At 49.1% G+C, this 21396-nt stretch carries 20 protein-coding genes and 2 pseudogenes; 14 read left to right on the top strand and 8 right to left on the bottom strand.

Translation table 11 applies throughout. From position 1 onward, the window contains the following. Positions 1-2 precede the first annotated feature (2 nt). The 6 genes from KUE00_RS00500 to KUE00_RS00475 all read left to right on the top strand — a co-directional run bounded on the left by KUE00_RS00500 (position 3) and on the right by KUE00_RS00475 (position 7297). The gene (locus KUE00_RS00500) at positions 3-350 is read left to right on the top strand and encodes a hypothetical protein (RefSeq protein ID WP_246757542.1); all 348 of its coding nucleotides are present in this window, start codon (positions 3-5) and stop codon (positions 348-350) included. Positions 351-541: 191 nt separating this feature from the next. After that, positions 542-1726, top strand: coding sequence for an aminotransferase-like domain-containing protein (locus tag KUE00_RS00495; RefSeq protein ID WP_246757541.1), 1185 nt, complete (start codon positions 542-544; stop codon positions 1724-1726). Between the two features lie 153 nt (positions 1727-1879). Beyond that, positions 1880-3148, top strand: coding sequence for an ATP-grasp domain-containing protein (locus KUE00_RS00490; RefSeq protein WP_246757540.1), 1269 nt, complete (start codon positions 1880-1882; stop codon positions 3146-3148). A 15-nt stretch (positions 3149-3163) separates the two neighbouring features. Continuing rightward, positions 3164-4387: an MFS transporter gene (locus KUE00_RS00485; RefSeq protein WP_281434426.1), complete on the top strand. Its 1224-nt coding sequence runs from the start codon at positions 3164-3166 to the stop codon at positions 4385-4387. Positions 4388-4791: 404 nt separating this feature from the next. After that, positions 4792-6267: a glucose-6-phosphate dehydrogenase gene (zwf, locus tag KUE00_RS00480; RefSeq protein ID WP_246757539.1), complete on the top strand. Its 1476-nt coding sequence runs from the start codon at positions 4792-4794 to the stop codon at positions 6265-6267. A gap of 391 nt (positions 6268-6658) precedes the next feature. After that, positions 6659-7297, top strand: a complete 639-nt coding sequence (locus KUE00_RS00475) for a bifunctional 4-hydroxy-2-oxoglutarate aldolase/2-dehydro-3-deoxy-phosphogluconate aldolase (protein ID WP_246757538.1) — start codon at positions 6659-6661, stop codon at positions 7295-7297. Between the two features lie 98 nt (positions 7298-7395). Here KUE00_RS00475 and purT read toward each other — a convergent pair whose 3' ends face one another. After that, positions 7396-8580, bottom strand: coding sequence for a formate-dependent phosphoribosylglycinamide formyltransferase (purT, locus tag KUE00_RS00470; RefSeq protein WP_246757537.1), 1185 nt, complete (start codon positions 8578-8580; stop codon positions 7396-7398). 138 nt (positions 8581-8718) lie between these two features. On the opposite strand from purT, the gene KUE00_RS00465 reads away from it, so the two are divergent. Further along, on the top strand, positions 8719-9060 hold the full coding sequence (locus KUE00_RS00465) for a YebG family protein (protein WP_246757536.1): 342 nt from the start codon (positions 8719-8721) through the stop codon (positions 9058-9060). 478 nt (positions 9061-9538) lie between these two features. Here the strand turns inward: KUE00_RS00465 and KUE00_RS00460 are convergent, their stop codons facing one another. Further along, on the bottom strand, positions 9539-10378 hold the full coding sequence (locus KUE00_RS00460; protein WP_246757535.1) for a sugar phosphate isomerase/epimerase family protein: 840 nt from the start codon (positions 10376-10378) through the stop codon (positions 9539-9541). 300 nt (positions 10379-10678) lie between these two features. Here KUE00_RS00460 and KUE00_RS00455 point away from each other — a divergent pair, with 300 nt between their 5' ends. Continuing rightward, positions 10679-12742, top strand: coding sequence for a prolyl oligopeptidase family serine peptidase (locus KUE00_RS00455; protein WP_246758053.1), 2064 nt, complete (start codon positions 10679-10681; stop codon positions 12740-12742). Here the strand turns inward: KUE00_RS00455 and exoX are convergent. The 3 genes from exoX to KUE00_RS00440 all read right to left on the bottom strand — a co-directional run bounded on the left by exoX (position 12739) and on the right by KUE00_RS00440 (position 14486). Beyond that, complete coding sequence (gene exoX, locus KUE00_RS00450) at positions 12739-13401, bottom strand: exodeoxyribonuclease X (RefSeq protein WP_246757534.1); 663 nt, start codon at positions 13399-13401, stop codon at positions 12739-12741. The genes KUE00_RS00455 and exoX overlap by 4 nt on opposite strands. 12 nt (positions 13402-13413) lie before the next feature. Then, positions 13414-14172: a carbon-nitrogen hydrolase family protein gene (locus KUE00_RS00445; protein ID WP_246757533.1), complete on the bottom strand. Its 759-nt coding sequence runs from the start codon at positions 14170-14172 to the stop codon at positions 13414-13416. 83 nt (positions 14173-14255) lie between these two features. Further along, positions 14256-14486 (bottom strand): DNA polymerase III subunit theta, encoded by a 231-nt coding sequence (locus tag KUE00_RS00440; protein ID WP_246757532.1) that lies wholly within the window; start codon positions 14484-14486, stop codon positions 14256-14258. A 157-nt stretch (positions 14487-14643) separates the two neighbouring features. On the opposite strand from KUE00_RS00440, the gene yobA reads away from it, so the two are divergent. The 3 genes from yobA to KUE00_RS00425 are packed head-to-tail and all read left to right on the top strand — an operon-like array spanning position 14644 to position 16271. Continuing rightward, on the top strand, positions 14644-15003 hold the full coding sequence (yobA, locus tag KUE00_RS00435; RefSeq protein WP_246757531.1) for a CopC domain-containing protein YobA: 360 nt from the start codon (positions 14644-14646) through the stop codon (positions 15001-15003). A 1-nt stretch (position 15004) separates the two neighbouring features. Beyond that, positions 15005-15883: a copper homeostasis membrane protein CopD gene (gene copD, locus KUE00_RS00430; protein WP_246757530.1), complete on the top strand. Its 879-nt coding sequence runs from the start codon at positions 15005-15007 to the stop codon at positions 15881-15883. A gap of 49 nt (positions 15884-15932) precedes the next feature. Further along, a complete protein-coding gene (locus tag KUE00_RS00425) occupies positions 15933-16271 on the top strand; it encodes a YebY family protein (protein WP_246757529.1) in 339 nt (112 codons plus the stop codon). Between the two features lie 308 nt (positions 16272-16579). Here the strand turns inward: KUE00_RS00425 and KUE00_RS00420 are convergent. The 3 genes and pseudogenes from KUE00_RS00420 to KUE00_RS00410 all read right to left on the bottom strand — a co-directional run. Beyond that, a pseudogene (locus KUE00_RS00420) lies at positions 16580-17085 on the bottom strand (tyrosine-type recombinase/integrase); the annotation flags it as partial. A 414-nt stretch (positions 17086-17499) separates the two neighbouring features. Continuing rightward, positions 17500-17850, bottom strand: coding sequence for a DUF1493 family protein (locus KUE00_RS00415; RefSeq protein ID WP_246757528.1), 351 nt, complete (start codon positions 17848-17850; stop codon positions 17500-17502). Continuing rightward, on the bottom strand, positions 17841-18287 hold the full coding sequence (locus tag KUE00_RS00410; RefSeq protein WP_246757527.1) for an STM2901 family protein: 447 nt from the start codon (positions 18285-18287) through the stop codon (positions 17841-17843). The genes KUE00_RS00415 and KUE00_RS00410 overlap by 10 nt, the downstream gene beginning before the upstream one ends. A 464-nt stretch (positions 18288-18751) precedes the next feature. Between KUE00_RS00410 and KUE00_RS00405 the strand changes: the two are divergent. The 3 genes and pseudogenes from KUE00_RS00405 to KUE00_RS00395 form a co-directional block, all read left to right on the top strand. Continuing rightward, a pseudogene (locus tag KUE00_RS00405) lies at positions 18752-18958 on the top strand (S24/S26 family peptidase); the annotation flags it as partial. 147 nt (positions 18959-19105) lie between these two features. After that, positions 19106-20365 (top strand): hypothetical protein, encoded by a 1260-nt coding sequence (locus tag KUE00_RS00400; RefSeq protein WP_246757526.1) that lies wholly within the window; start codon positions 19106-19108, stop codon positions 20363-20365. Positions 20366-20915: 550 nt separating this feature from the next. Beyond that, positions 20916-21335 carry a PH domain-containing protein gene (locus KUE00_RS00395; RefSeq protein WP_246757525.1) on the top strand — a complete coding sequence of 140 codons (420 nt, stop codon included), beginning with the start codon at positions 20916-20918 and terminating at the stop codon, positions 21333-21335. Positions 21336-21396 lie beyond the last annotated feature (61 nt).

Raw genomic sequence — 21396 nt, 5'->3', positions numbered from 1 at the left:
ATATGAAAACTTTAATTATCAGTGACACAGTCACTAATCTGAAAAAAATTGATGCCGCGCTGACCGATAACGCTTGCCTGGTAACGGGCTATTATCCTCAGGAGGCCGATCTTTCTCCTTTTGCTCTGATAAGCCCCAATCTGCATGAAGCCGTGGCGGAAAGCGAAAATATTGTTATTTCCCTGGAAAGTGATAAGTGGGATGAGGTTATTCTGGGCTTGTCAGGTATTCTGACCAGAGTTTCAGAAGAAACCAAAATAATCAGCTATACCCGACTCGCGGCAGACAAGCTTAAAATCTACTCACAGTTTTTATCCTCAAAAAATCTTGTATTTGTAGATAAATCCTGAGTGGAAAAAATGTTCGCCGGGCTTATTGGCAGTGAATGAAACGTTGTCGATCGCCTGCTTTTTTGCAGGCGGTTTTTTTAAGGAAATCAGCAATACCGGGACGATTACGGCCATAACGTTATTGTAGTCACAAGATTTTAACAGTAATATAAAAAATAGTTAAAACCAGAAATCTGGATTGGGAGTAAGCAATGCTTTCGAAAAAGTCCGCCGGTATCAAATCTTCCGCAGTAAGAGAGCTGCTTAAATTCAGCAAAATGCCTGGCGTTATATCGCTGGCAGGTGGCATACCTGCGACAGACCTGATTGATGTGGAAGGTATTGATACTATCCTCAGAGATATTTTATCTCGTGAACACAGAAATCTATTTCAGTACAGCGTCACGGAAGGCGAAGAGCATCTGCGCGAACAGCTCTCCCGCTGGAATAAAGGCCACAATCTGGATGTCGACGCAGAAAGTATTATTATTACTAACGGTTCGCAACAGGCTATTGATTTGCTGGCCCGCGTGTTTCTGGAAAAGGGTGATAAGGTTCTGGTAGAGCGCCCGACATATCTGGCGGCGCTACAGCTGTTTGGCTATAGCGATGCTACCGTGGACGAGCTGCAATATGATGCAGAGGGCATTGATTTAAACCAGCTGGAACAGGCGATGGCCGCTGGCGGCGTAAAAATTGTCTATCTGACGCCTAATTTTGCCAATCCTACGGGCGGTACCATCAGCTACGAGCAGCGCGTGACTATTGCCAAACTGGCGCAGCGCTACCGTGCGGTAATTATTGAAGACGATCCTTACGGGCATCTGCGTTTCAGCGGCAGCCCGGTGCCGTCAATCTACTCCATCGCACAAAGCCTCTTCGGCAAAGATCACACTGTGTGTTACATGTCCAGTTTTTCAAAAATCTTCTCACCGGGATTAAGACTTGGCTGGTTAGCGGTGCCGGAACAGTTCCATATGGCAACGGTAGTGGCAAAACAGGCACTGGATTTGCACACCTCCACGCTGAACCAGAGTATTGCAGCCCATTATCTTGAGTCCGGAAGGATCAACGAAAGGGTGGAGATGCTGAAGGCGACCTATAAAGATCGTCGCGACTATCTGATTGAATCACTGCACGAATACCTGGGTGATGACATTACCTGGAATACGCCTGACGGCGGGATGTTCCTCTGGTGCCATCTGGCAGAAAACATTGATGCCTCCCAGCTTTTGCAGGAATGCATTAAGGAAAATGTTGTCTTCGTGCCGGGTGAAGTATTTTTTGCACGTAACCCACAGAAGAACTCGCTGCGTTTATCCTATTCCATGCTTAATAATGATAATGCGCGCGAAGCGGGCATACGCATTGCCAGGGCCTTGAGCAGGTTAAAATAATCTGAAAGGGCATTAATCTTATTAATGCCCTGTTTTAACATTGATAAATATTCATTGCTGGTATCGATGCTGGCCGAAATTCATTCGAGCTAATTAATAAAAAAACAAAAGCGTATTCAGTAGATAAAATTTAATTATTTCAGAGGGTAGGTTATGAGCAGTCGTGGAGATTATATTCTTCTTGTAGGCGCAGAAGTTCCTTTTCGCGAGCGTACTTTTGCTGGTGCATTACGTGCCGCAAAAGGAATGGATGTATTTACCGTTACTAATAATATCCTGTCGCACACGCTAAAATATTTTGACGGTTATATTTGCGCGCCGATATCAAATCATGAAAAGGTATTGCAGGAAGTCATCCGCTACGAAGAGCTAACCGGCAGAACGCCGTTTGCGGTTATTCCTACCAACGACTTTACCGTGGTAACCGCCTCCTTTTTAGCGAATCATTATGGTTTGCCACACAATGATATGTCTGTTGTCGAAAGATGCAGAGATAAATTTATTATGCGTGACTGCCTGCTTAAAGCGGGTTTACCGGTACCGAAATATTTTCAGGTTTCGGATGTAGCGACCTTACGCCTTGCCGTTGAACAAACCGGTTATCCGGCTATTATCAAGCCACGCCTGATGGCGGGCAGCCTGGGCGTAATAAAAATAGCCTGCGAAGAAGAGCTTATCCCTGCATTCGATAAAAGCGTTGCGGATGTGAAAAGTATCAATGGCGAGGCTAACGCTGACGAAAGCTTGTTTATTGTGGAAGAATTTATCGATTTCCCCTTTGAAGTCAGCGTAGAGGTACTCAATACGCCAGATTTTAGTCGGGTAATCGGCGTTACCGATAAATACCTGGGCGCACCTCCTCATTTTGTTGAGTTAGGGCACGTTGTCCCTTCTCGCTTTACCTCCAACCGCACACTTATTGAACTTGCCGAAAAAACCTGTCGCGCATTAGGTATCAGGCACGGTATCGCACATTTTGAAGCCAAAGTGAGCGCGGAAGGTGAGGTAAAGATCATTGAGGTTGCGGCCAGAACCGGCGGTGACAGTATCATGGGGCTGGTTGAAAAGGTGTACGGCTATAATCCTTATCAGCTCCATGTCTCTTCCTATATCGATCCGGACATGGTTTTTACCAGCGATCTCGAGTCAGGGAAAGGCATTGCTGCTATTGCTTTTATGAAAGCCGAAACGGGCACTATTGCAGCAATCAACATCCCGCAAACTCTCCCGGCTAATATCCTGCACTTTAATGTGATGGCTATTAAAGGCCAACAGGTTTATCCGCTGGACTCCTGGCGTAACCGTGAAGGGATAATTGAATTTTTCTGGCCGGGCGAAATGCAGGGCGAAAAGCTTTTTACCCGGCATCTGGAGCTGGCTCAGGATCTCTCAAAACAGACATTTCAGATGGTATCTGTATAAAGGTAAGGAACTGCTTTGGCCGTCTTCAGTTTTCAAAAATTTATTATCAGCAGAGGGCTGGGCGCCCTCTGCGACCAGTTTCTGATGTTTGCTGTCCCTCTGGCCATTCTTAAGTCTACAGGGTCTACCAGCTTATCCGCTTTGTCTTTCGTGATTGAATGGATACCCCGGGTGCTTTTCTTTCCCATCGCGGGTTCGCTGCTGCAAGGGAAGAACTTCAAAAAGATATTTCTGGCGCTGGATATTTTCCGCTGCGTGGCATTACTGGCAGCTTGTCTGCTGATCAAAATAACCGGCATTTTTGGCGCGTTAACCGCGCTAATGGCCCTGATGTCGCTATGTTACGTGCTGAACTTCGTATCAATAGAATCGGTTATTCCTGCCAACGTGCCGCGTGAAGATTATGCTAAAGCACATGCAAAAATTCAGACGGTTGAACAGTTCTCGCAGATTCTGGGGCCGGCTATTGCCATCGTTATTTATTCGCATACTCAGGTTAACGGTATTTTGCTGGTGTCAGCCGTTCTTTTTTTGCTCTCCGCCATCAATTTGTTCACGCTGACAATCTCTTCACCAGCCTCAGAAAAAATAGCAAAGCCTGGCGATATCATTAAGTCTAATAAGGCCGCTTTTTCATATCTGTTTGAAGATAAAAAAATCATTTATCTCTGCGCGATGACGTGGATTGTTAATATTATTTATGGCGTGGTCCTGGCTATCTCTCCGGCTATTATCCTTAAGCATTTCAGGCTGGACTCTGGCTCGCTGGGGGTGATGCAGAGCATCGCCGCGCTGGCTTCCGTAATACTTTTTTACCTGATCCCGAAAGTCTCGTTTCGCTTTGGCGTTACCCTGGTGGGGCAGTGCTCGCTGTTAATCATATTACTTAGTGGCTTACTGCTGGGCGTCGTGGATAACTACTACCTGTGGGTTGCGCTCTATGCGCTGCTGAGCGCCTTTGACGGCGGATTCAGCGTCTATATTCGCATTATGCGCAGCACGGTTATTCCTCCGGCCATTTTATCGCGCGTGATTGGCGTAGTAGGCATGCTGAATTTGCTTTCTATTCCGCTTGGCGGACTGGCGGTCAGCCTGCTTTCTGAAAAAATGGCGTTGCAGAACATTATATTAATGGCTTTTGCGTTATCGTTTGTCCTGACAATAGTCCTTCTGTTTGTAGGGCGATTAAGGTTCGGCTATAAAAAGTATTTTCCTCAGGTGCAGAAAGAACCGGGTTAAAGGCCGTAAATGATGCCAGGCAGCCAATTTATTCCGCCATTCCGGGCCTCTCTTTTTATCTGTTTTGTCGATTTCTAACAAAGGTGAAATCGATGAAGCCAGTAGTGGGTAAAAGTTTGTTTTTTATTTCTTTAATGGGCATTTTCGCCGTCGTTTCCCGCTTTTTACTGTCTGTTTGCGTAACGCGCCCGATTTGCTGAAAACAGAGGGGCGGAAAAATTAAGCACAAACTGCCTGCTTCCTGGGCGGCAAATTTTAGGCAAACTGGCTACTCTGTGCTGGAGAGGCGCTGTCAGGTTTACGTAGACCCGGCAAAAGCAGTACATTGTATTGAAAGAAAATCAGAAAAGCCCGACGGTGAGGGAATCCGCCGGTCGGGCTTATCCTGCAACGAGGAGAATAGAATGGCGGTTACACAAACAGCCCAGGCCTGCGATCTGGTAATTTTTGGTGCCAAAGGCGATCTTGCACGCCGGAAACTGTTGCCTTCCCTGTATCAACTGGAAAAAGCCGGTCAGATCCACGAAGAGTCGCGCATCATCGGCGTTGGCCGTGCCGACTGGGATAAAGCAGCCTACACCAAGGTCGTACGCGAAGCGCTGGAAACCTTTATGAAGGAGGCCATCGACGAAGCGCTGTGGGATAAGCTGAGCAGCCGACTCGACTTCTGCAATCTGGACGTGAACGACGCGGCGCACTTTACCCGACTGGGCAAAATGCTGGATCAGAAGAAGCGCGTAACCATTAACTATTTTGCCATGCCGCCGGGCACCTTTGGCGCCATCTGTAAAGGGCTGGGAACGGCTAAACTGAACGCGCAGCCTGCCCGCGTAGTAATGGAAAAACCGCTGGGTACCTCGCTGGAGACCTCGCGGGAGATCAACGATCAGGTTGGCGAATATTTCGAAGAAAACCAGGTTTTCCGTATTGACCACTATCTGGGCAAAGAGACGGTACTGAACCTGCTGGCGCTGCGTTTTGCCAACTCGCTGTTTGCCGCTAACTGGGATAACCGGACTATCGACCACGTGCAGATTACCGTGGCGGAAGAAGTCGGTATTGAAGGCCGCTGGGGTTACTTCGACAAAGCGGGCCAGATGCGCGATATGATTCAAAACCACCTGTTACAGGTTTTGACCATGATTGCGATGTCGCCACCGGCTGACCTGAGCGCTGACCGCATCCGTGACGAGAAGGTTAAGGTGCTGCGTTCATTACGTCGTATTGACCATACTAACGTGCGTGATAAAACCGTGCGCGGTCAATATACTTCTGGCTTTGTGCAGGGCAAAAAAGTCCCCGGCTATCTGGAAGAAGAAGACGCGAACAAATCCAGCAACACGGAAACTTTCGTCTCTATCCGCGTCGATATCGACGACTGGCGCTGGGCTGGCGTACCGTTCTATCTGCGTACCGGCAAGCGTTTGCCAACCAAGTGTTCAGAAGTTGTGGTCTACTTCAAGAACCCGGCGCTCAACCTGTTTAAAGATTCCTGGCAGGAACTGCCGCAGAACAAGCTCACTATTCGTCTGCAGCCGGATGAAGGGGTAGATATCCAGATTCTGAACAAAGTGCCAGGGCTGGATCACAAGCACAATCTGCAAACGACCAAGCTTGACCTGAGCTTCTCAGAAACCTTTAACCAGTCGCATCTGGCGGATGCCTACGAGCGTCTGCTGCTGGAAACCATGCGGGGCATCCAGGCGCTGTTTGTACGCCGTGATGAGGTGGAAGAAGCCTGGAAATGGGTAGACTCCATTATGGAAGCCTGGGCCGCAGATAACGAAGCGCCTAAGCCTTATCAGGCTGGTACCTGGGGACCGGTTGCTTCGGTAGCCATGATCACCCGCGATGGCCGTTCCTGGAACGAGTTCGAGTAGTTTACCCTCTGCGCCGCTGCAAGGTTTACAACAGCGGCGTAAGAAAAGCGAATTATGCCATCCCTGAACTATGGAGCCTGCGTTGAACAGACGTCAGGCTCCATAGTTTTTTTTATGTCTGGCATAAGCAGGCCGGTAAGATCTTTAAACGCCGCAGGGTTTTTACTGCGATAAAAAAGCGGCAGCGGGACAAACAAAAAGCGGCAGCGGGACAAACTGCGAGCGAGCTTCATAAATTGAACCGTTGTTTCAAAAAAACGAGCGCTTACGTGGACGAAGCCGTCCGTAATCCTGTATGGTAGCAAACGAACACTTGCGGACGCTGCACGCGTCGTTTTTGCCCGCCTTGCTCTCAACGTAAGCTGGCAGGCCTGACAGGAGAAGCAGGACGATGAGTAACTGGGAAATTAGCGCTGAACAGATTCTGAAGACTGGCCCGGTCGTGCCGGTTATCGTAGTGAATAAGCTGGAGCACGCGGTACCGATGGCGAAAGCGCTGGTTGCGGGCGGCGTAAAAGTGCTGGAGGTGACGCTACGCACGGCCTGTGCAATGGATGCCATTAAAGCGATGATTCAGGAAGTGCCGGAGGCCATCGTAGGCGCAGGAACGGTACTGAACAGCCAGCAGCTGCGGGAAGTGACTGACGCGGGCGTTAAGTTTGCTATCAGCCCTGGCCTTACCGAATCCCTGTTGAAAGCAGCCGTAGAAGGGCCGATCCCGCTGATCCCTGGTATCAGCACCGTTTCCGAACTGATGACCGGCATGGATTATGGCCTGCGCGAGTTTAAATTTTTCCCGGCAGAAGCCAACGGCGGCGTAAAAGCGCTACAGGCGATTGGCGGCCCGTTCCCTCAGGTAAGATTTTGCCCGACCGGCGGGATTTCTCCGGCTAACTACCGCGACTATCTGGCCTTAAAGAGCGTGTTATGTATTGGCGGTTCATGGCTGGTGCCTGCGGATGCGCTGGAGTCCGGTGATTACGATCGCATTACGCAGCTGGCGAAAGAGGCGGTGGCAGGCGCGCGCTAAGGTTAAACAGCGTGGGCCGTACAGCGCTTTTCCGTCAGCGCCGTAACGATTTCCTGCATCAGCCCCTTAACAGGGGCTGATTGTTGGCCGATGCTTGCTTAGCCCTGGCCGCTGACCTTCACGCCAGCTGCGCAGTTAACGGCACGCTGTACAGCATCTGCAATATTCTCACCGGTTGCCAGCGCTACGCCCAGACGGCGCTTGCCCTGTATCTCTGGTTTACCAAACAGACGGAGCTGCAGGCCCGCGCCCAGCACCGCATCTAAACTGGCAAACTGCACGTTGCTGCTTTGCAGCTCAGGCAAAATGACGGCGGAAGCCGCAGGGCCATACTGGCGAACGGCACCAACAGGCAGGCCAAGGAAAGCGCGTACGTGCAGGGCGAACTCTGACAGATCCTGAGAAATCAGCGTGACCATTCCGGTATCGTGCGGACGAGGTGACACCTCGCTGAATACTACATCGTCACCGCAAACGAACAGTTCCACGCCGAACAGGCCGTGACCGCCCAGCGCCGTCACTACCTTTTCTGCGACCTGCTGCGCACGCTGTAAGGCCAGCTCGCTCATCTGCTGCGGCTGCCAGGATTCACGATAATCGCCGTCTTCCTGACGGTGGCCGATTGGCGCACAAAAATGAATGCCGTCGACGGCGCTGATGGTCAGCAGCGTGATTTCGAAATCGAACTTCACCACGCCTTCGACAATCACGCGGCCTGCACCGGCGCGACCGCCTTGCTGCGCATATTCCCATGCCGCTGCCAGTTCGCCTGCCTCCCGGATAAAGCTCTGGCCTTTGCCCGAGGAGCTCATTACTGGTTTAACAATGCAGGGGAAACCGATTTCCTGCGCCGCCTGGTTAAAGTCCGCCACGTTATCGGCAAAGCGATAGGAAGAGGTGGGCAGCAATAGCTCTTCAGCCGCCAGACGACGAATGCCTTCGCGGTTCATGGTCAGACGCGCCGCGCGAGCGCAGGGCACTACGTGCTGGCCCTGTTTTTCCAGCTCAATCAGCATATCGGTAGCGATAGCCTCGATCTCCGGCACGATATAGTCCGGACGTTCCAGCGCGACCAGCGCTTTTAATGCTTCGCCATCCAGCATGTTAATCACATGGCTGCGGTGGGCGACATGCATAGCTGGCGCATCGGCATAGCGATCGACCGCGATCACTTCAACGCCCAGACGCTGACATTCGAGCGCCACTTCTTTGCCCAGTTCTCCTGAACCTAACAGCATTACACGAGTTGCGGCAGGACGCAGCGCAGTACCAAGAGTTGTCATAAATCTCTACCTGATTGAGGGAAAAAACGCGCGCGCAGTATAAACGAAAACGATTGCGCGTTCATCAGGTTTTCGGGCTTGAGAAATAATGCAGGGCTGATATACTGTATAAAAATACAGTTAAACGAGGTGTGTACTATGGCTGTTGAAATCAAATATGTTGTCGTCAGAAAAGGTGAGGAAAAGATGACTTTCGCCAGCAAGAAAGAAGCCGACGCTTATGACAAAATGCTTGATATGGCTGAAGTGTTCTGCGACTGGTTAAGCGCCGCGCCGCTGGATATGGACGAAAACCAGCGTGAAGCGCTGGGTATGTTCCTGTCTGAACACAAAGATGCCGTCCAGCATATTCTGCGTACCAGTAAAATGCCAGAAGCGGCAGACGAGCGTCCTGCGGCTTCCGTTGCCGAGCTTAGCGCCGTGACGGATGAAAAAGGCGAGGAAAAAGCGGGCAAAACCGGGCGTGGCAAAGCTGCTTGAGGGGTAAAGTCCCCTGAATAGCTGAATAGCTGAATAGCTGAATAGCTGAATAGCTGAATAGCTGAATAGCTGAATAGCTGAATAGCTGAATGGACAGATAGCGATATCATTAAGCCGCCAGGTTGCCGGACATTCGCCGTGCTGCCTGCTCAGCGGCAGAAAAGCCAGCCGCCCGGCTGGCTCTGTTTTATCCACTGGCGCAAGAGCAGGTCGTGCTTAGCCAGTTAACTGACCGGCACGCTTTATGGCTTGACCTGGCCACTTAACCGACCGGTACGCTTTGTGACATGTTTAGCGAGTTAACCCATCAGCACGCTTTGCGACATGTTTAGCCACTTAACCCACCAGCACGCTTTATGGCCTGACCTGGCCAGTTAAGCGGCCAGCACGCTTTGTGATATGTTTAACCAGTTAACCCACCAGCACGGTTTATGACATGTTTAGCCAGTTAACCGGCCGGTACGCTTTATGGCCTGACTTAGCCAGGCTGGCCTGGCGTCGCCTGGGCGCAGCAGCGTTTCAGAGCATGCATTGCCTCTTTTGCCGCGTCGGCGGGCGCTCGCTGATGGAGCCCATCGTTAAAGACTTCCAGTCCCACCGGCCCCCGGTAACCTTCCGCTTCCAGGTAATCCAGCAGCGTATAAAGCGGGAAGTTTCCCTGACCCGGCAGCAGGCGGTGGTGCCTGGCCGTCTGCACCAGCTGGTCACCCGACGGCAGTTCGTCCAGGTCAGAAAGCTGTACCAGAAAGATTTTTTCCATCGGGATCCCATTGAGATCGGCGATAGTGCGGTTGCGCACAAAAATATGAAAGGCATCGATAACCAAACCAAGGTTGGGTTCATTGACGCGCTGGACAAGCTGCCACGCGGCCGGGGTTGTGTTGATGTGCGTACTCCACGCCATCGCCTCGAAAGCCACCCGCAGGCCGCGTTTTCCGGCTTCCTGAGCCAGCCAGCGAATATCTTCCTCTTCTCTTTCGGCAATACACTCTTTTTGCGTGGAGGCCGGAGTCAGTATTGTTGTCGCACCCAGCGCCACGGCCGTATCCAGCATTTCCAGAGCATCGCGGCGTTTTTCTTCGCGCTGGTGGTCGGGCGCGCCGTCAAAATCTAGCAATACCTGGTAATCAGTCAGCGACAGGTTTTGCTGCTGTAGCAGGCTTGCGACATCTTTCGCCGTGCCTTTGGCCGCATCGACATCCTGCCGCCACAGTTCTACCTGGTTGAATCCCGCTTCGGCCGCGGCAGCAATTTTCTCTTCCGTCGTGCCGCCTAATAAAACCGTATTGATAAACAACGGGCTATTTTGAAAACGCATACTTTTCCCCTTATCGACTATTCTGTCTGACCTGATAAAACGTAAACGGTCTGACCTTTTGACTCTGTGATGCGGGTAAGTATAGTGGTCTGCGTAAATTTGCCAGTAACATCAGTGGGGTAAAGGTTTGCCAGGCTTTGCCTGCCTTGACGCTTCCTGACGCGTGCGTTCAGAAAACCTGAATGCGCCAGAAAGCTTTTAAACCTTGTTTTTCAACTCTTCTTCGTGCCTGCCGCTTGGCAATCACCGCCACAACTGCCACCCTTACTTTGTATAACTGATTCAGCGGGGCAAAGAATGATAAAACCACCAGTCGCCAGAAAGATTCCTTTTGAGATGACCGCTCATGGTGAAACGCGCATCGACAACTATTACTGGCTGCGCGATGACAAGCGTGAAAATCCAGACGTGCTGGACTATCTGCACGCGGAAAACGATTACGGCAAAGCCGTTATGCATACGCAGCAGGCACTGCAGGATCGGCTACTGAAAGAGATGGTCGACCGCATTCCACAGCGCGAGCAGTCCGTTCCCTACGTCAGAAAAGGCTATCGCTATCAGCGGCGCTACGAAGAAGGCAATGAATATGCCATTTACCTGCGCCAGCCGGAAAACACAGAAACCCCGGAAGAGTGGGAAACCCTGGTCGATGGCAATCAGCGCGCTGCTCACAGCGAGTTTTACACGATGGGCGGCCTGGGCATCAGCCCGGATAATCAAACGATGGCGCTGGCCGAGGATTTTCTTTCACGCCGTCAGTACGGCATTCGATTCTGCAATCTGCAAACCGGCAGCTGGTATCCGGAAGTCCTGGAAAACGTCTCCTCCAGCTTCGTCTGGGCCAGCGACAGCCGCACCTTTTATTACGTATTAAAAGACAAGCAGACGCTGCTGCCGTGGCAGGTCTGGCGTCACCGGTTGGGAACGTCGCAGCACGAGGACGAGCTGGTTTATGAAGAAAAGGACGACACCTTTTACGTCAGCCTGCATAAAACGATGTCCGAGCATTTTATTTTAATCGTGCTTAACAGCAGCACGACCAGTGAAATCCGGCTGCTTGACGCCGAATTTGCTGATGCGCAGCCGCAAATCTTTTGCCCGAGACGCAAAGATCACGAATACAGTCTCGATCACTATAACCACCATTTTTACGTTCGCTCCAACCGTGAAGGCAAAAACTTCGGTCTCTACCGTACCGATCACGTAAAAGAAGAGAAATGGGAAACGCTGATTGCGCCTCGCGAGCAGGTCATGCTGGAAGATTTCGCTCTGTTTCGCGACTGGCTGGTGGTAGAAGAACGCCAGCGCGGCCTGACCAGCCTGCGCCAGATCAGCTGGCAAACCGGCGAGGATTACGGCATTGCCTTTGACGATCCGGCTTATGTCACTTGGCTCTCTTTTAATCCTTCTCCGGATACGAGCAAGCTGCGCTACGGTTACTCTTCCATGACCACGCCGGATACCCTGTTTGAACTGGATATGGACAGCGGCGAACGGCACATCCTTAAACAGGCTGAGGTAAATGGGTTTGATGCCAGCCACTACCGCAGCGAACATCACTGGATCACCGCGCGTGACGGCGTCGAAGTGCCGGTATCGCTGGTTTACCACAAAGAGCACTATCATCCGGGTAAAAATCCGATGCTGGTTTATGGCTACGGCTCCTACGGCAGCTGCATGGAGGCGGACTTCAGTGCCAGCCGTCTTAGCCTGCTGGATCGCGGTTTTGTTTTTGCGCTGGCGCATATTCGCGGCGGCGGCGAGCTGGGCCAGCAGTGGTATGAAGACGGCAAGCTGCTAAACAAGCTCAATACCTTCCATGATTTTATCGACGTCACGAGTACGCTGGTTGAGAAGGGCTATGGCGATCCTGAAAAGCTGTACGCGATGGGCGGTAGTGCTGGCGGCCTGCTGATGGGGACCATCATCAATATGCAGCCAACGCGCTTTCACGGCGTGGTGGCTCAGGTTCCTTTTGTCGATGTGGTCACAACCATGCTGGATGAGTCAATACCGCTAACGACCGGTGAATATGATGAGTGGGGTAATCCGGCCGACGAGCAATATTATCGCTATATCCGCCAGTACAGTCCTTACGACTGCGTGAGCGCGCAGGATTATCCGCATATGCTGGTCACGACCGGGCTGCACGACTCACAGGTGCAGTACTGGGAGCCGGCGAAATGGGTGGCGAAACTGCGGGAGTTAAAGACCGACGAAAATCTGCTGCTGCTCTGCACCGATATGGATGCGGGCCACGGCGGCAAGTCGGGACGCTTTAAATCTTACGAAGGCGTGGCGCTGGAGTATGCGTTTCTGATTGGACTTGCGCAGGAGACGCTGAGCGCCGCCAGCGCGCGTTAATCTGCTGACAGCGCCCGTTCCATCGCGCTTTTCAGATCGGGCTTCAGATCCGGGATATTTTTTAACATCCACTTCAGATATCCCGGATCGCGCTTCACCACATCATCAATGCGGCTACCCCGGTATTTCCCAAAGGGAAAAGTCACGCTGGAGCCGCGAACCTGCATGCGGCGCACCATCTCCGGCGCGTCCCAACCGGAAAACTCCATAATGCGAATTAACAGCGCGGCGGTAACGTAGCAGTCATACAGCGCGCGGTGAGCATGCAGATCGGCCGGAGGCGTAACCTGAAGCTGCAACGATTCACGCAGCGCCTGGTTGCCATATTTTTTGCCGGGCCACAGGCCGCGCGCCAGCGTCATGGTGCAGATCCATTCGCCCGGCATTTCCGGCAGCATGCGGCGGTCAAAGCTGGCATTATGCGCAACGTAATAAGCGCTGCCATGGTAGCGACCGATTGCTTCTTCAATAGTGGGTTTGCCCGCAACCATCGCTTCGGTAATACGGTGGATCGCCATCGCCTGTCGGCTGATAGGGCGATCCGGCATGATAAGGTCGCTCATGGGGTTAACAATTTGACCGTCGATGACGTCAACGGAGGCAACCTCTACCACGCCGCCATGTAATCCACAGGTTTCAGTATCTATTACGCGTAACATAGATTTTCCCTCTCAGAGAACGGCTGCCGGATGCAGAGAGTGAACTTCGCCTTGCCAGTCGTGGCCTTTACGGCGGGCAATAATCAGCTGTTCGCCTTCGCTGCCGCTGACCACCTGCCGACCTTTTTCGTCCCAGATGGCGCTTTTACCCGCGCTTTGAAAACCGCCTGTCGGCAGAGCATGGTTGGCCATCAGGACAGCCATCTGATATTCACGCGACCAGCGTGCCAGATAGTCGCAGTCCTTATGGTAGCCGTTTTCAGAGAGCAGGACGCTGGTGGCATACAGATTTGCGCCACGGCGGGCCGCATCCCGGGCATACTCTTCAACGCTGATATCCGCGCAAACGGCCATGGCCACATGGTGATGCTGGTAGCCAAACAGCGGGACGCTTTGCCCTGCTTTAAAAAACGGCTTTTCAGCCTCAACCAGATGGCGTTTGAAATAGGTCAGCCGGGTACCGTCAGGCAGGAAGGCCATTGCACTAAGCCGGGTATGCTCGCCATCCTGCAGCGGCAGGCCGGTAATAATGCTCATCTTAAATTTGATAGCCGCTTCGGCGAAAACGTTCAGCCTCGTATCGTCCTGCGGCATCGCCAGCTCGCTGGCAAGCGCAAGCTCATAGCCGGTGATGGACAGTTCAGGAAACATCAGCAGGTCGACCTGATGCAAAGCGGCCTGTTCAACGAATTCGAGATGGCGCTTAATATTCCACGCGATATCTCCCGCACGGGAGCCTGATTGCGCTGCAGCGATACTCCAGACAGACATAAATATACTCGCGTAACGGATTTTGAGACGTTATCTCAACCGAAGCGGTCAGGAAACACAAGCAAATAAAGCTCTTTTTGCCACTATTTTTGTTTGGGCTCGTAAGGCAGACGCGACAGGCTCAGTGAAGCCTGACGATAATGCATAAGACGCTGGCGGAACCAGTCGCGCAGCGCTTCGGGCTGTTCGCGCTCTACCATTTCGGCCACAATCGGCATGTTATAACGCTCTTTAAAAGCCACGCCAGCGGCGGCCAAATCGACGTTGATTTTATCTTTTTCTTCCTGCGGCAGTTCAGCCAGATTGTAGTTCATCAGTACCTCCATTAATCCGTCGCAAAAATAAAGCAGGCGAGCGCGTTTCGCAAGCCCGACCGTGGCTTTAAGTTGTGAACGACTCGACACTTTATTTTTAGCGGAGTATTCTTGCGGCCTTGTCGCAGCTTCCGCTGCACCAAAAGGGAAGGATTCAATGCGTAGGTCAATGATTTTCGCGCTGGCGCTGAGTGCCGCCGCTTTCTCACAGCAGGTTTCTGCTCATGCCCATCTTAAAAACCAGTATCCTGCTGCCAACGCCAGTGTCGAAGCTTCGCCGCAGGCGCTGACGCTAACTTTTTCGGAAGATATCGAACCCGCTTTCAGCGGTGTGGAAGTGACGGCGGGCAGCCAGGTCGTTCCTCTTGCCAAAGCTGAACGTGCGCCGAAACAGCACAATCAGTTGATTGTACCCTTAGCGAAGCCGTTGACCAGCGGGCAATATCAGGTTAGCTGGCATGTACTGTCGGTTGACGGACATAAAACTAAAGGAAACTACACCTTTAGCGTGAAGTAATATGTCCCTTAGCTTCTTCTATATACTCTGCCGCTGGCTGCATTTTGCGGCGCTAATGACGCTTGCCGGTGGCAGCCTGTATACCACGCTGTTGGCCCCCGCGTGTTTCAGGCCTTGTCTTTCCGTACGCTTTAACAATCTGCTGACTGCCGCTGCGCTGGTATCGCTATTGACTGCTGTTTTCCTGCTGGCAGCGCAAACTGGCCTGATGGCAAATGGCTGGGCTGATATCGCCAGGCCAGAGATATGGCAAGCGGTATTGCAGACGCGTTTTGGGCAAGCCTGGCAATGGCAGCTGTTTGCCGCGCTGGCTGGCGTAGCGGCTTTGATGGCTAAAGGTCGACCTCGACAGCAGCTACTGCTGTTAAGCGGAGTAGGGCAGCTGGCCGGGCTGGCTTTTGTTGGCCATGCCGCCATGCTGGATGGCGTAGCGGGCTGGCTACAGCGTGCTAATCAGGTCGTGCATTTACTGTCTGCTGCTTTCTGGGCTGGCGGTCTGTTGCCCGTATTGATTTTAATGCGCGATATGCGGCAGCTTCCCGCCAGTTACGATGCGGTACGCACGCTGATGCGCTTTTCCCGCTATGGGCATCTTGCGGTCGCGCTGGTTATTATCAGCGGCATCATTAACACTTTTATCCTGTTGCCGACGTGGCCGCCTGCATACGGGCAGTACAGTCAGCTTCTACTGCTGAAAACATTGTTAGTAGCGGTAATGTGCTTTATCGCCCTGTTTAACCGTTACTGGCTGGTGCCGCGCTTCCAGCGTAGCGGCCAAAATGCGCACCATCAATTTATGCTCACCACGCTGGCTGAATTACTGTTGGCAACGCTGGTTCTGTTGCTGGTAAGCATTTTCGCCACGCTGGAGCCAGCCTGAATTATTTACCGCCCGTCTTCGGGCGTTTTGAAAGAGGTATCGTACTATCATGAAAAAACTGGCCAGCCTGATCGTCGCGCTAAGCTTTTGTTCCAGCGCAATGGCTTCAGAAATTATTACCGTCAGCCGTTTTGAAATGGGTAAAGATAAATGGGCATTTGACCGGGAAGAGGTCATGCTGACCTGCGCTAAAGGCGGCGCTCTGTATGCTATTAATCCCAGCACGCTGATGCAGTATCCGCTAAACGAGATTGCCGAGCAGCAGGTCAAAAGTGGACTGGCGAAAGGAGAGCCGATTAGCGTCATCCAGATCGACGACCCCGCGCATCCTGGCCAGAAGAAAAGCCTGGCACCTTTCGTCGAGCGTACGCAAAAGCTGTGTGACTGATAGCTCTGCCGCGCTTCTGCTTATCTAAGCAGGCGCGGTAGCAGTAATTGCCTCATCTTGCCATTCCGTCACTATTTCTGCCGTTACGATCACAGACCTGTCATATTCTGGCTGGCCCTGATGGTGCCAGCTGGAAAATCCTTGCTTCTGTACTACCTTTTAAAGGGCAAGGCTTCATAGCCTGCATAAATGCCAACTTTTAGCGCACGGCTCTTAAAGAGCCATTCCCCTGGACCAAAGACAGGACTCGTCTTTGGTCTTTTTTTGGTCAGGGCTTTAAAACAGTACTTTACAGATAAATCAATCACTTAAAGTTCGCCCCGTAGTACCCCCCTGTATGAACCTATGTAGCCACTTTTTAGCGCCATTCTTGCGAGCGGATTATTGATTACGGCCTCTTCCAGCTGGTCAGGTGCAAAGTGCGCATAACGCATGGTTATACGGATATCGGAATGCTCCAGGATGTGTTGCAGTACCACGATGTTACCGCCAGCCACCATAAATGACTGGCAAAGCTGTGGCGCAGAACGTGACTCATCTGGCCTTTGGGTAAGGTTATTTCGGCCAGACGTAACACGCGGTAAAACGGTCGATAACACTCAGAGAAAAACTTTTCTTCTTTATCTTTAAGCTCGTTATACAAATCATCCCCGATAGGAACCGTGCGGTTTTTCTTCCCTTTGGTGTTGATGAAAGTAATCTTGTTTGGGGATATCTGACTTGCCTTTAGTCCTGCGGCTTCACTCCAACGTGCACCGGTAGAAAGGAAAATTCTAACTATCAGAGTTAGCTCCGGATTGCCGTGCAGTTCACAACTTACCTATAAAAAAACCAACCCCACCAAATGCCAGGGCAGTGGTAATAAATAAAACTGGATTGGCTGCAATAACATCCCAGTATTTACTAAATAATACAGTTAGATTCACTGTCGGCTCAGGCTCGATTGTATTCAAAATAGCTTAATCGAAGGCAATGCATCAGCAAACTTAGCCTCCTTCTTCCTTCTACAGACTTAACACGTCGAAGATTAGTGCTTAAATATCTATCTCTATAAGAAAAGTACATAGATTACTCATGCTCAGCTAACCTATCTACCGCATAAGAATTTTGAAAAATTATTATATTTGGTAAGGGATGTTCCCGATGGTCGGGTCATTTTCCACACAAAGGAACAGTAGCAGGTCGAGGGTGAGATCTCTTGCGTTTACCTTTGTAGACGTTATGCCCATCAATAAAGCCAGCGTCCCGCCTTAGCTGATTCTATCAGCATGTCAATTGTTAGCGGCTCAGCTCGCCGGTTTACAACCTTAAGCTCCTTCGAGCGAAGGAAATTAGGGATAAGACCTTTACTTGGCGGCCAATATTTAAAAAAATCAAAACCTGATTTATCTACGTTAAACCGTGAAAAATACTCAGTCATAATTTCGTCACCCGTTTCTCTCGCCCACGGATAATGACCGGTAGAAAGGCTGGTTTCAGGCGTCAGGACAGGCTTTTTTTTTGCAAACAAAGGCTTCTGATTATAGTTCTCTTCATACCAGCTCATCACACTGGCTGCGATATCATCTTTTAGTTCCATAGCTTATCATCGCCTCTGGCAATAGTGTTATAGCTGCGGGTTGCCTTCCAGGATATCTGAATAACGTCGTTCATAAGATATGCGATACCTAACATAGGCACCCACCTTCCCACAAAAGCGCCAAGATTATTTACGTAGCTGAACCGTAGATGTTTAATGCTTTCGTTAGTCAAAGTAGGCCAACGACTCACCCGAACATTCAGCCACTGGCGAAGATTTCGGCTTAAAATGGATGTGCCATCGGTTGTGCCGCCAGGTTTTGTCCTGGTTATAAGATGAGGCTGGCCAATTATCACTAATGCAAGCGTGGCGATATCTTTAACGCCTAATTGTTTCTGCGCTTCCTCCAGAAAAATCCAGAAAAAAAGCTCACCTGCCGAAAGGTTATGAAACCCTTTATAGAAGTAAGTTCCTTTAAGCTGTTCAGTAGTATCCATATCATTCCCTTGATTTAGTTACCATGCATACCTTAACAGTAACATAAAATTCCATAACGGTTTCGGACGCCTTCAACGGCATTTTGCACGGTTTTTCATATTTCAGAATCCTGCTTGCTCTTTCTGCTTTCAACGCCTCTCAGCGCTTAAAAGAGGTGCTCTGCCATACATGTTCCCCCCTCCGCGCGCAATGCTATCCCCGCCACGCCTGCCCGCTTTGTAAGGCACTTTTAATGCATGTGCATGGGGGAAGCACGCCAGTACTGGCACCCATCAGGTTTTTTCGTATGTGTATTCTAATGCAGATCCATGCACTCTGTACATGCATGACCCGTTCTGATGATTTCTATGTCGTTTACCGGGCGGGTAGATCAGTAGGGGATTTGAAAGGTTTGCATCGTGCTCTGCAAAATATGGGTTAAAGCGTGTCTGTCAAATTCAAGGGTAAATGACCTGTATTTGTTAATAGTGATTTCGGTTCATGGCTGGTTGACGCTGGCGTAAACGATATAAGTAATGGGCTCTGGTTATCAGGAGTAGAAGGTAAATATGATATAATGCTTTTACCGGGAAGAAAAGTAAGTGTTACAAAAAAATCAAGTTTTATATGTGGAGTAGATGAATTAGAGACGGCTGGGAAAGTAATGTTAACTATAGGTTATAACTTTTAAGATCAAGGTTTATAACTATCGTTTTAGCCCTTATACTCTGAACATGATCTGTAAGAAATATCCGTATCAAACGTAAGGAATATAACATTACGTGAAACAGGAGAGGTTACAAAAATATATCAATGGGCATTATTTAAGGGGTGTTAAATGATGGATTATATCAAAGAAAAGTTAGTTATGGAGATTGGCAATGCTGACTCTATTTCTGAGGCTTTAATACTATACAAAAACTTCTATCAACTTATTCCTGAATATAAATTTGTTTTTTCTTCTCCAAAGGGCCCCTACCCTGGGTTTGAGTGCAATAAAAAATTTAAACATGGAGAAGCAATAAGATCCCTTTTCAACGATGAAAATGTCGTAGTTTTTGATCCATTAACATTTGAAGAGATGTTTAGTAGTAAAGGATGTTCTACTTTTAGAATTGATTATTCTATATCCCTGGACAGTCAAGCTTTAAGCTATCTTCAATCATGTATTAATGGTAAAAAGCATAACCATGAAAATGATATTGAAGAAGTATTTAAATTTATAGTTAAAAAAGAAACGCAAGTAGATTCAATTTTATATGAAATGGAAAATCTAATGAATTTAGATAATCCAGAAAACCACCCTAAGATATTTGATAAACTCTTAGGCTATCAGTTTATAAGGAACATCAATCCTGATGTATTTGAAAGAGAAGGGGGTATTAATGCAAATATATCAAAAAATGAACTATTTATAAATACTGATGCCCATTTTAAAAGAATGATGAAAAATTCCCAAGATCTAAGGTTAAGAGAAGGTATAAATTTTCGTCATTCACAGGTGTATATTTACCTTCTTATGATGAGTATCATACAAATAAGTTCCCCCTCCAGGTCTTTGAAGAATAAAATGCTAGAGATGTTATCTTTTGCGCATAATAAAGCTGGCTTTTTAGCGACAAGGGAAATAATGATAGCTAAAGAGTTTTTTGAGAGAGGAACAAAATTTCCTTTTTTTAGCAAAATTCATAAAAACTCAAAAAAATTATGGTCGGCTTTAAATGGCATGGTATGGGACCTGACTCATTACAGATATTTAGAACAGGCTATTACGTTTAATATGGGAAATGACGAGAGATATTTTTTTCCAGGTATCCTAAGCTATGATAAGGGTTTTATAGAAGTAATGGAGCTTACACCTTTAAAAACTGTTGCCTTTAATACTAATAGGAACATACCAATACCTTTTTATGATGTTGGGGATGGTTCTAAAATAACTGGAAATATAAAAGAAATCCGGAATTACTATAATGAGCTATGCAGTGATGCAAAAAGGAAAGAGAGGGAAACTTCTCGTGAACTTCAAGATAATAACTTTGCATCCCTTATATTGGAACTTGAGAATACGCTGGAGTCTGTAGCCAATGTGCCGCGATAAAAAATTGTAGCCACTAATGCGCCATTCCCCAATCTAAATCTTTGATTATAAAGGACGTTAAAATTATTTGGTCTTATTTTAATATTCACATAAATCAATATTTTATATTCTTCGGACCGAAAAAAGCCGAAAAAAGCCGAAAAAAGCCTGAAATCAGGGCTTTCTTGCATCCGCGCTTGTGAGTTTCATTACATCCGGCGATTATGCGTCGCATTAGTCGCATTAGTCGCATTAGTCGCATTAGTCGCATTAGTCGCATTAGTCGCATTAGTCGCATTAGTCGCATTCGCTGGCGCAGTCCTGTTTATTGTCACACAGAAAATCTGCCGCGCTGGCAAATAGCTGGGTTTTTTATTTTATTTAAATCAGAAGGATGCGGGATAATTATAGCTAAAAATAAGAGGTAATATTGAATTTAAGTGATCAAGATGTTTTCGTTATGTAGACATTCAATTCATTTTAAGAGGTCACTCTTAGTGAAAAAATACCCTTGGGCTGGCAAGGGTGGTAGAATGTCTCTCCGGAATTACTTATATAAGGATATAGCGCTATGGCTTACATTGATTCTAATCTTATCAACAATGAATCTTTGCTTTATCGCGGCAAAGTCACACTATGGGCTTTATTGCCCTGGATAGTCTGGGGAGTGATTTTCGCAGTGGTTACGGCAGGAGCAGGATTGTTACTGATACCTCTTGGCTACATGATTATACGTTCTAATGAGGCCGGGATAACAGATAAACGTGTTATCGCGAAAACCGGGTTAATCAAGAGAGATACTATTGAGATAGGTTTGAGTAAAGTCTCAAGCCTACAGGTTAAGCAAAGTATTCTGGGCCGTATTCTTGGTTATGGTTCTTTAACAGTTTGCGACGTAGGCACATCACGTGCACCAATAAAATATATAAAAAACCCTATGGAGTTCAGGCGGCGTTTTTTTGAATTACAAGAAAAGAATGGAATGAATTAAATCTTTATAAATTTTGATAACCCAGCCTTAGCGCTGGGTTTTTTATCTAAAAATCATGGGG

This window comes from Erwinia phyllosphaerae, from assembly GCF_019132875.1.
Lineage (GTDB): Bacteria > Pseudomonadota > Gammaproteobacteria > Enterobacterales > Enterobacteriaceae > Erwinia > Erwinia phyllosphaerae.
The sequence above is the reverse complement of the archived record's forward strand: the minus strand, read 5'-3'. Positions and strand labels throughout refer to the sequence as shown.